This is a genomic window from Rhodoplanes elegans, assembly GCF_016653355.1.
GTDB classification, from domain to species: domain Bacteria; phylum Pseudomonadota; class Alphaproteobacteria; order Rhizobiales; family Xanthobacteraceae; genus Rhodoplanes; species Rhodoplanes elegans.
Genome location: NZ_NHSK01000002.1, coordinates 1 through 12,619 on the forward strand (window position 1 = coordinate 1; position 12,619 = coordinate 12,619).

Here is a 12,619-nt window from a genome sequence, read left to right on the forward strand (position 1 = left end):
TCCGCAAGGTGACCAACGGCTTCCGGTCCGAGTGGGGCGCCCACCTCTACGCGGACGTTCGATCCGTGCTCGAAACCGCTCGCCGCCGCGCCATCGGCGCCCTCGACGCCATCCGCGCCACGCTGAGCCGTGGTGCGCTCGATCGCGCTGCTACAATGTTGACGGCGGCCCCAAAGGGGTGAGTGGTTACCGGATCGGAAGCCACTTTCGTCTCCAGAACGATGCGGCCGTCCGCATCGACCACACAGATGCTGGTCATCTCCAGCGAAACATCGAGACCGGCGTAGAGCAAGGACATGGGGCGCTCCTCTCCAAAAACCGGCAGCATGAGCGCCAACGCTGGCCGAGCCCAAGCCCCGATTACCCCATCTGAACCAGCATTGGTTCCTGTCTCTTGCGGATGCCCGCGAAAAGCTGGAGGATTGGCGTCGATACTACAATGAGGAACGGCCCCATGGTGCCATCGGGAACAAGTCCCCGATTGTGCTGACGAAATCGGGTGACGTAGCCAGCCCGTCACCCTGATCGAAGCCGGGAAACTCTAACCGCAGGTGGTCCAAACTTCAGGATCGGTTCAGAAACGGTCGAGACTCTAATCGCCGCTGGATGAAAGTTCAGTGGCAGGTCACTTTGTGCGCAGATTTGTCTTGCCTGACAACGTTGATCCGACCAAGGTGACGGCTTCGATGAAAGACGGCGCGCTGGAAGTGCGGCTTGTCAAGGCCGAGCAAGCCAAACCGAAACAGATTGAAATCTCAGTCAACTAACTTTAATTAGGAGCCCAAGATCATGAATATCAAACAGCCCCAATCAACCTTCTCCGCACTTGCCCTGGCGGTCGTCGTCGGACTTAGCGGACCGGCTCAGGCCCAATCGGCGGCAGGTTCTAGCCCAGGTGCTGCAGCACCCTCTGCCGCATCCAAGGCGGCGCAGCCACAGGTAGATGACAAGGCCGCCCGGGAAGCCGAAAAAAAGCGTGCTGAGCTCACTCAGGACGCCATCACGGCGCTCACCAAGACCCAGGAGGCTTTGACACTCCTTGAGGCAAAGAAGACCAAGGAGGCGCTCGCTGCGCTGGAACTGGCCAGCGGAAAGCTGGAACTGGTATTGGCACGCGACGCCAAACTTGCTTTGGCGCCGGTCGATGTACGCGTCATCACCCACGATATCCACGCCAACGTGGAAACGGTGAAGAAAGCGGTCGAGTTGTCTCGGGAGTTGTTGGGTGATGGCGAGGTGCAAAAGGCCCGGCCCATCGTCGCCAATCTGGCCAGCGAAATCGTGATCGAAACCGACAACCTGCCGATGGCAACGTACCCGGCAGCGATCAAGTCGGCCGCACGGCTCATCGACAGCGGCAAGATCGACGACGCCAAGGCGGAACTCGCCCGAGCACTGAACACGCTGGTGGTGACCTCGGTCGCCTTTCCTCTGCCCGTGCTACGGGCTGAAGCCGCGATGGCAAAAGCTGAAAAGCTGGCCGAGACCGACAAGCGCGATGCCAAGCAGAACGAGGAGCTCAGCACCTTGCTGTCGTCCGTGCGCACGGAGATCGAGATGGCGCAGATCCTGGGTTATGGCAAGAAGGCGGATTTCAAACCCATCTTCGATCAGGTGAAGTCCATTGAGCAAAAGTCGGCTGGTGGCAAAAGCGGCAAGGGATGGTTCGACGAGTTGAAGACGCGCCTCCAAAAGCTGTTTTGAGGTGATGAAGGGGCCGACTGTTCGGTCGGTCAGTCTCGCGATGTTCGCAGTCAGCCCCAATAGATTCGCCTATTTTCACTAACTCATACGAGGCATATCACCATGAATGAGCAAACATCGAATCCCAATGCGACGAACAAAGAAATAAACGAACAGGCCGCGGTAAGCAGCCTTCCTGTCAGTCCAGAGGCCAAGCCTGAAGTCGTCACGGAGGTACAGCCTGAGGTTCAGAAGGAAACGGGCTCGCAGGCGGCAGACAAACGTAAACAAGTCCTCGATGAGGCCGTCTCGGCCTTGGCGCTGACCAAATCAGCGCTGGCCGCACTTGACGGCAAGGACGCTGCACGCGCATTGGCAATGCTGGCCGAAGTGACTGGAAAGCTGGAGCTGATTGTTGCGCGCGAACCCACGCTTGCCCTGGCCCCCGTTGATGTGCGCACCATCGTGCACGACTTGTTCGCCAACACGGAAACCATTGAGGCGATGACCGACGAGGCGCTGGATGCCCTCAAACATGGCGAGGTGCAACAGGCACGTCACGTGCTGGCTTTGCTGGCCAGTGAAATCGTGATCGCGGTCACCAACATCCCTCTGGCGTCCTATCCCGCAGCCGTGAAGTCAGTCGTGCCGCTGATCGATCAGGGCAAGATTGAAGAAGCCAAAGCCGCGCTGCAGGCAGCGCTCAGCACGCTGGTCGAGACGCGCAGCGTGCATCCGCTGCCCGCCCTGCGCGCCAGGCTGCTCCTGAAGCGCGCCGAGACCTTGGTAGAAGATGGTCAGCGGAGCGAAGCGTCCAATGAGCGCCTGGAGACATTCTTGAACGAAGCGCGGCAGCAGTTGGAAATGGCAGAACTGCTGGGCTATGGAAAGAAAAAGGACTTTGAGCCCCTGTATGCTGAACTCAGGAAAGTCAAGCAAAAGACGGCTGGGGGAGGCGGCGGAAAAGGCTGGCTCGATGAAATCAAGGCAAAGCTGTCCAAGTTGTTTGAAACCGCTGGATAGGGCGTAAGAGGGGCGCGTCGCGCCCCTCTCTTTGCTCAGGAGTGTATGCTTTTTCACCCCATTAGGCCGCGTGGACGAACCTGATCCATAAGCGGATGCAGCCGAGCAGGGCGAAGCCGAGAAAGCTGGAAGCGGTGTGGTCGTAGCGGGTGGCCACGCGGCGGCAGTTCTTGAGACGGTTGATGAAGCACTCGATGCGGGAACGCAGGGCGTAGAGGCGTCGGTTGACGCTGTGCTGCACCTTGCGGCTCCGCTTGGTCGGGATCTCCGGCTGGGCCCCCCGGTCGCGCGCATCCTGCCGCAGGCGGTCACTGTCGTAGCCCCTGTCACCGAGCAGCACGCCGGGATCGCTGTCGCGCTCGGCCATGAGATCCGCGGCGAAAAACAAGAGGACAAGGAAGAAAAGAAAACGGGATATCATCTACGCGAGCGGCATTTCGGCTCGTTTGAGCGTCACTTCCGAATACCCGAGGGCGTTGACGCCGACAAAATCGATGCCAGCTTCAAAAAGGGCGTGCTCACCGTAACGCGCCCGAAGGCACCCGGGGCGCAGAAGCCGGAAAAGAAGATTGAAGTGAAGGCCGTTTAGTGGCGATCCCTGCAAATTGTCCGTGTTTTCTGGGCAGATCGGAGCAAGCCGCGGCGGCTCATTGGCGTGCCCTTGCCAATCACGGATGAGGTGCACGCCGCCTCCGCGGATCGACGGACCTCCGCTGATGGTCCATGAACATCGTGGCCCCGGTACAAACGGGGCTCGTGAGCCGGCGGAACAGCCGCAACCGCTCTCACGCGCCTTGCGCCTATCATCGGGCTACACCGATAAAACATCGACGTGGCTTGTTCCTGCTCAGTATCGCAATAACGGGCTGACTACGCGGCTACTTCCGGTTCGGCCAGCCGCTCGGAGACTCTGTCCTGGTTATGCTCGATTGTTCCGAGCATTTTGATCTGCCGTGAGCGGCGCGAGCCATCGCATCGGCAAGCTCATATTTGAACCGATCCGCGTAACCTTTGATCAGCGGTTTTCGAGCTGGAGGATCGATCACCCGATAGTCCCACCCATTCTTTTCCGCAAAACCGACGGCACTTTCGCAATCTGGGAACTCCAGACGAATCGAAGCAAAGGGATCACTGCTTCCGGTCCATCCCATCAACGGCTCGATGAACGGCGCCGCGCTTCGCTCAAACTCCAGTATCCAACGGCGCCGACCCGGAGCAGACTGGGTCACCGAGCGTTCGGTTCTGTATATCAGCACTGGCGGCACGCTTCCCGGCACGGCCATGTCAGTGCCAGGCAGCTTTGGCCATCCCTTGCAGCGATTGTGATCGCGATCCGCCGACATGAAGTATCAATCTTGCAATATGGACCCGTGGTCGGTGGGTGGGTGCTTTTTTGACACGACCACTCGTGCTGGCCTCAACAAGCGGTCATGGATCATATAACCATCTTCCAGCACTCGCGTTATTATTCCCGGTGGATGCGATGCGTCCTCTGCTTCCATTAGCGCCTCATGCAGGGATGGATCGAATCGTTGCCCGGACGCAGCGATCTTCTTGACGCCAAATCGCTCCAGCGTCTGGAGAAACAGTCGCAAGGTCGTCTCGACGCCTTCCAATAGCGCATCATGCTGTGTAGATGGCACCGTTTTTCTTGCTTCGATCACACGCTGAAGATTATCGATAACCGGCAATAACTCGCGTGCGAATTCTGCGACGGCAAATTTGCGCGTATCCTCAGCCTTCCGATCAGCTTGCCGCCTCGCATTTTCGGCGTCGGCGAGCGCGCGCAGAAGACGATCCTTCAACGAAGCATTTTCGGACAAAAGCGTGGCGACATCGGTGGCTTCGGTGGCAACCGCCTCGTCTTCTATGCTATGCGGTGATGACATCGTCACAGATCCTATGCTGCCTGCGCCAATTTGGAGCCGTTCACTGCAATCTGGCCATCAAGCACGGTTACCTTGACCGTATCGCCATCTTTGATTTTTCCTGACAGAAGCATGCTGGCGAGCGGATTCTGGAGTTGTCGCTGAATGACGCGTTTGAGCGGTCGCGCGCCGTAGACCGGATCGTAACCGGTGTTGCCGAGCCACGTCTTCGCCTTGTCGTCGACTTCGAGCGTGATCTTGCGATCCGCCAGCAGCGACTGCAGATGCCGAAGCTGAATGTCGACAATCCGCTTCATTTCGCTGCGACCGAGCCGGTTGAACAAGATGATCTCATCGAGACGGTTGAGAAATTCCGGTCGGAAGGAGCGCCGCACCACCTCCATCACCTGTTCGCGCGCCTCCTCGGCCGGTTTTCCTTCGGGAAGCGCGGCCAGATATTCGGCCCCCAGGTTTGAGGTGAGCACGATGATCGTGTTGCGGAAATCGACGGTGCGGCCTTGTCCGTCGGTAAGCCGCCCGTCGTCGAGCACCTGCAGCAAGATGTTGAAAACATCGCTGTGTGCCTTCTCGACCTCATCGAACAAAATCACCTGATACGGGCGCCTGCGGACGGCTTCCGTCAGGGAACCTCCTTCCTCATAGCCGACATAGCCGGGAGGCGCGCCGATAAGTCGGGCAACCGAATGCTTTTCCATGTATTCGGACATGTCGATGCGAACCATTGCCTGTTCGTCATCGAACAGGAATTCCGCAAGCGCCTTGCAAAGCTCCGTCTTGCCGACGCCGGTGGGGCCCAAGAACAGGAATGAGCCGATCGGCCGATGGGGATCCTGAAGACCGGCCCGTGCTCGCCGCACGGCATCCGCGACGACGACAATGGCCTGGTCCTGCCCCACCACGCGTTCACGCAGCTTATCTTCCATGTGAAGCAGTTTTTCGCGCTCGCCATCCATCATCTTGTCAACCGGAATTCCAGTCCACCGCGACACGACTTCTGCGATCTCCTCGGCGGTTACCTCCTGCTTGAACATCCGTCCTTGCGCGGGGGTCTCGGCGAGCTTCTTCTCCAGTTGCGGGATAATGGAATACATAAGCTCGCCAGCACGCGTGAGATCGCCGCGCCGCTGCACGCTCTCCAGTTCGCTGCGTGCCTGATCGAGTTGCTCTTTGATTTTCTGCACGGAGGCGAGCTTTTCCTTCTCCGCCTTCCAAATCGAGGTGAGATCGGCCGATTTCTTTTCCAACTCGGCGATTTCTTGGTCGACTTTCTTGAGGCGCTCCTTCGACGCTTCATCTGTCTCTTTCTTCAGGGCCTCACGCTCGATCTTAAGCTGAATGATGCGGCGGTCGATTTCGTCGACCTCCTCCGGCTTGGAATCGGCTTCCATGCGGACGCGGCTAGCCGCCTCGTCCACAAGGTCAATGGCTTTGTCCGGCAAAAATCTATCGGTGATGTAGCGATTGGACAGGGTCGCGGCGGCGACAATCGCACCATCGGTAATGCGAACGCCGTGATGGACCTCGTATTTTTCTTTGAGACCGCGCAAGATCGAAATCGTCTCCTCGACCGACGGCTCGCCAACAAACACCGGCTGGAAGCGTCGAGCGAGCGCCGCGTCCTTCTCGATATGCTTTCGGTACTCGTCCAGCGTCGTTGCGCCGATGCAGTGCAGTTCGCCACGCGCAAGCGCAGGCTTGAGCATATTGGAAGCATCCATCGCCCCTTCCGCCTTGCCGGCGCCAACCAGGGTGTGGAGTTCGTCAATGAACAGAATGACGTCGCCCGCGCTGCTAAGCTCCTGCAGCACGGCCTTGAGGCGCTCTTCAAATTCGCCTCGATATTTGGCCCCAGCCAGCAGCGCTCCAAGATCGAGCGCCAGCAGCCGACGGCTTTTCAAGGCTTCCGGCACATCACCCTTGACGATGCGTTGCGCCAGGCCTTCCACGATCGCCGTCTTTCCGACTCCTGGCTCGCCGATCAGAACAGGGTTGTTCTTGGTCCGTCGCGAAAGCACCTGAATGGTGCGCCGGACCTCTTCGTCACGACCAATAACCGGATCGAGCTTGTTCTGACGCGCCTCCTCGGTGAAATCACGCGTATATTTCTTGAGCGCGTCATAGCCCTGTTCGGCCGATGCCGTGTCCGCGGTTCGCCCTTTCCGGATGTCACCGATCGCCTTGTTGAGCGCCTGCGGCGTGACACCTGCGCGCTTGAGGAGGTCGCCAACGGCGCCGCTCGCCATCGCCAGAGCCATCAACATATATTCGACGGTGACGTAGGCATCGCCGGCTTTCTGCGATAGCTGTTCGGCTTGATCGAACAACCGCGCCGCCTCCGGAGCGAGATAAATCTGGCCTGCGCCGCTGCCTTCGACTTTGGGCAGCCTTTGCAGCTCCTGTTCGGCCGCTTGTTTAACCTGGGCACTCGCCCCAGCGCCCGCAGCGGCATCGATCAGATTGAGGGCTAGCCGGTCTTCATCGTCCAGCAACGCTTTCAGCACATGAACCGGCGTGAGTTGCTGGTGCCCGCTTCGTAGCGCGAGCGATTGTGCGGATTGCACCAGCGCTTTAAGCCGGTCGGTATATTTCTCGATCTGCATGGCGGTACTCTTGTTCCTGTCGACACGTTTCGTGAGAGACAAACCTCTCGGCTAACCGGATTTTCGCTTGTCCACTTCCTCGAATTCGGCATCGACAACATCTGACTCCGGGGCACTAGAAGCACCAGAGGAGGTACTGGTTCCACCGCCTGTCGGCTGCAGGCGCATGGCTTCTTGCGCAAGCTTTTCGGTCGCCTGCCGGATGCCGCCGACATCCTCGCCAGCCATGGCGTCCTTGGCAGCCGAAATTGCTTGTTCGACTGCGGTCTTTGCATCCGGGGCAACTTGATTGCCGACCTCTTGGAGACGCTTTTCCGCACCGTAGATAGTGGCATCCGCCTGGTTGCGTGCCTCCACCAGCTCCTTGCGGCGCTTGTCTTCCTCGGCGTGCGCTTCGGCTTCCTTGACCATACGCTGGATGTCGGCTTCGGTCAGTCCGCCGGAAGCCTGGATGCGAATTGTCTGCTCCTTGCCGCTTGCCTTGTCCTTAGCGGACACGTTGACGATTCCATTGGCATCAATATCGAAAGTAACCTCGATCTGAGGTAATCCTCGTGGGGCAGGCGGAATCCCGACCAGGTCGAATTGTCCAAGCAGCTTGTTGTCAGCCGCCATCTCACGCTCGCCCTGAAAAACGCGAATCGTCACCGCGGTCTGGTTGTCCTCGGCGGTCGAGAATACCTGGCTGCGCTTGGTCGGAATGGTCGTGTTGCGCTCGATTAGCTTAGTCATCACACCGCCAAGCGTCTCAATGCCAAGCGAAAGCGGCGTCACGTCAAGCAGAAGGACATCCTTAACATCGCCTTGAAGAACGCCCGCCTGAATCGCCGCACCGACCGCCACGACCTCATCCGGATTGACGCCCTTGTGCGGTTCGCGCCCGAACAGCTTCTGCACCGTCTCCTGAACCTTAGGCATGCGTGTTTGGCCGCCAACCAAAACGACCTCGTCGATTTGAGAGGCTGCGATCCCGGCGTCCTTCAGTGCCGCTTGACATGGTGGCACCGTCTTCTGAATGAGATCGTCAACCAACGCTTCCAGTTTGGCGCGCGACAGCTTGATCGTGAGATGCTTCGGACCGTGCTGGTCGGCGGTGATGAACGGCAGATTGACCTCGGTCTGCGTCGCGCTTGATAGCTCGATTTTGGCTTTCTCGGCGGCATCCTTTAGGCGCTGGAGGGCGAGCCGGTCGCCGCGAAGATCGATCCCGTTCTCCTTTTTGAACTCATCCGCCAAGTAATCGATGATCCGCTTGTCGAAGTCTTCGCCTCCCAGAAACGTGTCACCGTTCGTCGATTTGACCTCGAATACTCCGTCGCCAACCTCGAGAACTGAAATATCAAAGGTTCCGCCACCGAGATCGTACACAGCGATCTTGCCGGTTCCCTTCTTTTCAAGACCATAGGCCAATGCTGCCGCGGTCGGCTCGTTGATAATGCGCAGCACGTCGAGTCCGGCGATACGCCCCGCGTCCTTGGTGGCTTGGCGCTGAGCATCGTTGAAATAGGCAGGAACCGTAATGACCGCCTCGGTTACTTTGGTGCCAAGGTAGGCCTCCGCGGTTTCCTTCATCTTCGTAAGAATGAATGCGCTGATCTGACTCGGGCTATATTTCTTGCCGCGGACCTCCACCCAGGCATCGCCATTGGGGCCTGGCACAATATTATAGGGCACCATGCCCTTGTCCTTCTGCGTCATCGGATCGTCGTACCGGCGACCGATCAGGCGCTTGATGGCGAAGATCGTATTTTCGGGATTCGTGATGCTTTGGCGCTTGGCGGGTTGCCCGACGAGAACCTCCCCCGTATCGGTGAAGGCCACCATGGAGGGAGTGGTGCGGGCGCCTTCTGCGTTCTCGATCACTTTCGCCTGGTTGCCTTCCATCACGGCAACGCAGGAATTGGTCGTTCCCAGATCGATCCCGATCGCCTTTGCCATCACGTTCTCCTCTCGTTCCGGGGACGAGTTAAATCAGCCCGACGCCTAGCCGGATCTCGGCGTTACTTGTATTTCAACCGACATGCTGCCCGATCACGTTGACGGATATCAACATTCCGATCTTTCGATCAGCATCCTGCGTCGGATTTCCCGAGACGGCAACCGGATTTCCGGACCGGGGCTCGGCAAAAACGCGAATTTCATCGTGCCACTAAGAAGGACTACCGGATGACAGCGCAAACGACCCCTATCGACAATAGAAAACAGCTTCAGTCTCGGACCTATCAGCTCGCCGCGCTCGACCAGGACTTCATTCTTGGAGAGTCGACACGCGGTATCCGGCTTCAACTTGAGTACGCCAAAGCGGAAGAGGCTCTGCGCGCGTGGGGCGTGCGCTCGACGGTCGTCGTGTTCGGCAGTGCACGCGTGCGTGAAAATGGGCCTCCCCGGCATGCGACCTGGTATCGGCAAGCTCGCGAATTCGCCCGCATCGTTTCGGAACGTGGCGGCGCAAAGAGATCAAATGGCCCGGTCCGCGATAACGTAATTGCGACCGGTGGAGGACCGGGCTTGATGGAGGCCGCCAACCGAGGCGCATGTGATGCCGATGCCCCTTCCATCGGCTACAACATCACGCTCGTTCACGAACAACAGCCCAATGCCTATTCGACACCCGAGCTGACATTTCGATTCCAGTATTTTGCTATACGCAAAATGCATCTCGCGATGCGAGCGAATGCGCTCGTAATCTTTCCCGGAGGATTTGGCACTCTGGATGAGATGTTTGAAATATTGACGTTGAAGCAAACCGCCAAAATTTCACAAATTCCAATTCTTCTTTTCGATCACTCTTACTGGCGCTCGCTTCTAAATCTTGATGTCTTGGTGTCGGAAGGCATGATCGCGCCTCAGGACACGAGCCTGTTTATGTTCGCCGACGATGCGGAAGAAGCGTGGGCGTTGCTCAAGGAGCATCTGTTATGCGCCTTTTCGCCACGTCAGGACTCTCCATGACAATTTCTTTGCGGCCTCTACACCCGGTCGCGAGGCACCCATTGGGATGAGCAACAAGTCCTATTCAGTTGCGCGATAACCCCGACTGATATTCATTCGGTGTGGAGCTCCCGGCGCATTTTCGAGAATAATACCTCAAGACGATCGCGGGGCAATCCTACTTCCTGCAAACATTGCCTCGCAAGCGCCAGCCCAGCGGCAATATGTTCATGAAACACGTTGACGTTCCCGATGAGCTGAAGCTCCTCCGCCGCTGCTTCGGTTCTCGCGCTGGCAATCAAAGCCAGGTTTGGAAAGCGATGCCGCAACGCACGAAGTATCCTGAATGCCGGTCGGTGCTGGTGGAAGGTGACGACAACCGCCCGGGCGCGCTCCACACCAGCCGCTTCCAGAGTCGCGAGCCGGCTCGCATCTCCGAGAATGACGGGCAATCCCAACTCTTTCGCTTGCACAAATGGCTCGTAGCGCGTTTCGAACAAAAGATGAGATATGCCGGCTTTCAAGAGCGCTCTCGATACGATCCGGCCAAGGGAGCCGGCACCGCAAACGAGCACGTGCTGTTGTAGGTCCTTCGACTGATCAAATCCTTCCAGCTCCTCGAGCTGAGGGTGGTGTGGTTGCCGGTGGGCGCGGAATATGTGTTGCACTAACCGATCATGTTCTCGAATCAAAAGCGGCGCCAGCGCCATGGATATTGCGATCGCGATCATCGCTGGCTGTCCGATGGTTGCGGGCAGAAAGTCTGCGCTGATTCCCAAGCTCACGAGCAGCAATCCGAATTCGCCCCCGTGGCCCAGGATGATTGCCCCTCGTCCGGCATCAAGCGAACCGAGCTTCGCGAGACGTAGTGCTATCGCGCTGATAACAATTTTGATTGGCACCAGCAGGAACAGCCAAAAAATCACGCTGAGCGGAGATTGCGTGACAAGAGCAAGATTGAGTTGCACTCCAGTCGTGATAAAAAACAATCCAACCATTAAATCCCGGAAGGGACGAATGTCGTCTTCGATGCGATGTCGGAAGTCGCTCTCCCCTAGAACAAGACCCGCAATGAATGCCCCCAGAGCAGGCTCAATTCCGAGATAATGGCTGATCCACGCTGTTATCAGAACGAGCAAGATTGAAGCGAGCAGAAAGGCTTCAGAATGACCGTGACGGGCAACCCATGCCAACGACCGATAAAGAATCGGTTTTCCCACCAGGACGATGATGCCGAGGATCGCCAGAATTCGAACCACTTCAATCGCAATTTGGGTGCCAGCCTCGGTCCTACTGGCTAGCAATGGAAGCGCCGCGAGAAGAGGAGCGGTTGCAATGTCCTGGAATAGCAGAACGGCCACGCTGGTTCGGCCATGGCGCGTGGTAAGCTCGCCCTGATCAGCCAATTGTTTGGCGCAGATCGCCGTCGATGACACCGCTGCGGCCGCCCCGACCATGACGGCCGCACTTGGAGAGGCGCCGAGCAAATACGCTACTCCTCCGAATGCGACGCTACCCAAAGCAAACTGTAGCCCGCCGGCCGAAAGAACACGCCAGCGTGTTGCCCATAGTTCGGCGACTGACAGTTCGAGACCGACCGTGAACATCAGCAAAATGACGCCGATTTCTGAGAGAAACGTCAATGCGTCGCCGGGCTGCACGAGCCTTCCGACCGATGGGCCAATTATGACCCCGGCTAGAATATAACCAAGGAGGGTTGGAATTCGCATTCGAGCGCATAGACCAGCCGCAATCGCAGCTGCGGCGATCAACACGACCGATATAGCGAGAAGGTCTTGCATACGTTTTATCGCACAAGCCGTGCTTCCACGACGAATTGTGAGCCTGCGATCGATCTGCAGACTGACCGCTGGCCGATAGGCTTCACGCGTCAAATGGTTTCAGAATTGCAATATAAGCGGCAAACCCGTCGAGCATATATTGAATGGCGAGTCCCGCAAGCACGATCCCAAAAACGCGCCCTATGACATTGACGCCCGTCAATCCGAGCACGGCCATCAGTCGCGATGCAAAAAGGAAGACCAATAGGCAAAGCAGCAACACAGAGAGGAGGGTAGACATTGCGATAAGCTGAATCAGGAAATCGCTGCCTGCCTTTCCCATAATAAGAATGACGGAGGTCATTGCGCCCGGACCGGCAGAGCGGTACTGCAAGTGGAAAAACCGCCACGTCCGTGCTTTGCTCTGCCTCGTCTTCTTCGGCCTCGGTTGCAGTCCGTAGTCCGCTGGGACGCCGGCAATTCGAAACGCCGGGAGCGATATGCCCAGAAAGCGAAAAACAGTATCGCCGGCGAACGCAAACACGATCAAAATCGGGCCAGCAAGAAGGACGGCGCGAACTGCAATTTGTTGTCGGATCGCGACACTCTTTTTTCCGGTCAAGGCCATGAAGATCGGGAGAATGCCAAGTGGGTCGATCACCACAAAAAATGTGACGAAGGTCGTAATGACGAATTCCAGCGTCGACGGCAC

11 protein-coding genes and 3 pseudogenes are annotated in these 12,619 nt (G+C 57.9%); 7 read left to right on the top strand and 7 right to left on the bottom strand.

Annotated elements, in window-relative coordinates; genetic code table 11:
• From CCR97_RS31330 to yfdX2, 5 genes and pseudogenes are all read left to right on the top strand, one after another.
• Positions 1-182: hypothetical protein (locus tag CCR97_RS31330; RefSeq protein ID WP_207199352.1), on the top strand; the 182-nt coding region annotated here is incomplete at its 5' end.
• A gap of 187 nt (positions 183-369) precedes the next feature.
• Positions 370-525, top strand: a pseudogene (locus CCR97_RS00085) (integrase core domain-containing protein); the annotation flags it as partial.
• A 98-nt stretch (positions 526-623) separates the two neighbouring features.
• A pseudogene (locus CCR97_RS00090) lies at positions 624-767 on the top strand (Hsp20/alpha crystallin family protein); the annotation flags it as partial.
• Between the two features lie 22 nt (positions 768-789).
• Positions 790-1,704 (top strand): heat resistance protein YfdX1, encoded by a 915-nt coding sequence (gene yfdX1 / locus CCR97_RS00095; RefSeq protein ID WP_092156200.1) that lies wholly within the window; start codon positions 790-792, stop codon positions 1,702-1,704.
• Positions 1,705-1,806: 102 nt separating this feature from the next.
• The gene (gene yfdX2, locus CCR97_RS00100; protein WP_111355637.1) at positions 1,807-2,706 is read left to right on the top strand and encodes a heat resistance protein YfdX2; all 900 of its coding nucleotides are present in this window, start codon (positions 1,807-1,809) and stop codon (positions 2,704-2,706) included.
• Between the two features lie 61 nt (positions 2,707-2,767).
• Here yfdX2 and CCR97_RS00105 read toward each other — a convergent pair.
• A pseudogene (locus CCR97_RS00105) lies at positions 2,768-3,079 on the bottom strand (transposase); the annotation flags it as partial.
• On the opposite strand from CCR97_RS00105, the gene CCR97_RS00110 reads away from it, so the two are divergent.
• Positions 3,077-3,295, top strand: a complete 219-nt coding sequence (locus tag CCR97_RS00110) for an Hsp20/alpha crystallin family protein (protein WP_420826044.1) — start codon at positions 3,077-3,079, stop codon at positions 3,293-3,295. The pseudogene CCR97_RS00105 and the gene CCR97_RS00110 sit on opposite strands and share 3 nt — an antisense overlap.
• Before the next feature lie 289 nt (positions 3,296-3,584).
• Here the strand turns inward: CCR97_RS00110 and CCR97_RS00115 are convergent, their stop codons facing one another.
• Genes CCR97_RS00115 through dnaK form a run of 4 tightly spaced genes read right to left on the bottom strand, consistent with a single transcriptional unit; the run spans position 3,585 to position 9,133 of the window.
• Positions 3,585-4,049: an ETC complex I subunit gene (locus CCR97_RS00115; protein WP_083780748.1), complete on the bottom strand. Its 465-nt coding sequence runs from the start codon at positions 4,047-4,049 to the stop codon at positions 3,585-3,587.
• Positions 4,050-4,055: 6 nt separating this feature from the next.
• Positions 4,056-4,595: a nucleotide exchange factor GrpE gene (locus tag CCR97_RS00120; RefSeq protein ID WP_111355638.1), complete on the bottom strand. Its 540-nt coding sequence runs from the start codon at positions 4,593-4,595 to the stop codon at positions 4,056-4,058.
• Between the two features lie 11 nt (positions 4,596-4,606).
• Positions 4,607-7,195 carry an ATP-dependent chaperone ClpB gene (gene clpB, locus CCR97_RS00125; protein ID WP_111355639.1) on the bottom strand — a complete coding sequence of 863 codons (2,589 nt, stop codon included), beginning with the start codon at positions 7,193-7,195 and terminating at the stop codon, positions 4,607-4,609.
• Positions 7,196-7,246: 51 nt separating this feature from the next.
• Complete coding sequence (gene dnaK / locus CCR97_RS00130) at positions 7,247-9,133, bottom strand: molecular chaperone DnaK (RefSeq protein ID WP_041751153.1); 1,887 nt, start codon at positions 9,131-9,133, stop codon at positions 7,247-7,249.
• A 228-nt stretch (positions 9,134-9,361) separates the two neighbouring features.
• Here dnaK and CCR97_RS00135 point away from each other — a divergent pair, with 228 nt between their 5' ends.
• On the top strand, positions 9,362-10,147 hold the full coding sequence (locus CCR97_RS00135) for an LOG family protein (RefSeq protein ID WP_012047503.1): 786 nt from the start codon (positions 9,362-9,364) through the stop codon (positions 10,145-10,147).
• A gap of 92 nt (positions 10,148-10,239) precedes the next feature.
• Here the strand turns inward: CCR97_RS00135 and CCR97_RS00140 are convergent, their stop codons facing one another.
• A complete protein-coding gene (locus tag CCR97_RS00140; protein ID WP_111355640.1) occupies positions 10,240-11,928 on the bottom strand; it encodes a cation:proton antiporter domain-containing protein in 1,689 nt (562 codons plus the stop codon).
• Positions 11,929-12,010: 82 nt separating this feature from the next.
• Entirely contained in the window at positions 12,011-12,619 is a 609-nt protein-coding gene (locus CCR97_RS00145) for a MarC family protein (RefSeq protein ID WP_012047505.1), read from the bottom strand.

Excerpts from the sequence above, each read along its gene's own strand:
- CCR97_RS00140 (WP_111355640.1), bottom strand. The coding sequence starts at position 11,928 with ATGCAAGACCTTCTCGCTATATCGGTCGTGTTGATCGCCGCAGCTGCG.
- clpB (WP_111355639.1), bottom strand. The coding sequence starts at position 7,195 with ATGCAGATCGAGAAATATACCGACCGGCTTAAAGCGCTGGTGCAATCC.
- CCR97_RS00120 (WP_111355638.1), bottom strand. The coding sequence starts at position 4,595 with ATGTCATCACCGCATAGCATAGAAGACGAGGCGGTTGCCACCGAAGCC.
- CCR97_RS00115 (WP_083780748.1), bottom strand. The coding sequence starts at position 4,049 with ATGTCGGCGGATCGCGATCACAATCGCTGCAAGGGATGGCCAAAGCTG.
- dnaK (WP_041751153.1), bottom strand. The coding sequence starts at position 9,133 with ATGGCAAAGGCGATCGGGATCGATCTGGGAACGACCAATTCCTGCGTT.
- CCR97_RS00135 (WP_012047503.1), top strand. The coding sequence starts at position 9,362 with ATGACAGCGCAAACGACCCCTATCGACAATAGAAAACAGCTTCAGTCT.
- yfdX2 (WP_111355637.1), top strand. The coding sequence starts at position 1,807 with ATGAATGAGCAAACATCGAATCCCAATGCGACGAACAAAGAAATAAAC.
- yfdX1 (WP_092156200.1), top strand. The coding sequence starts at position 790 with ATGAATATCAAACAGCCCCAATCAACCTTCTCCGCACTTGCCCTGGCG.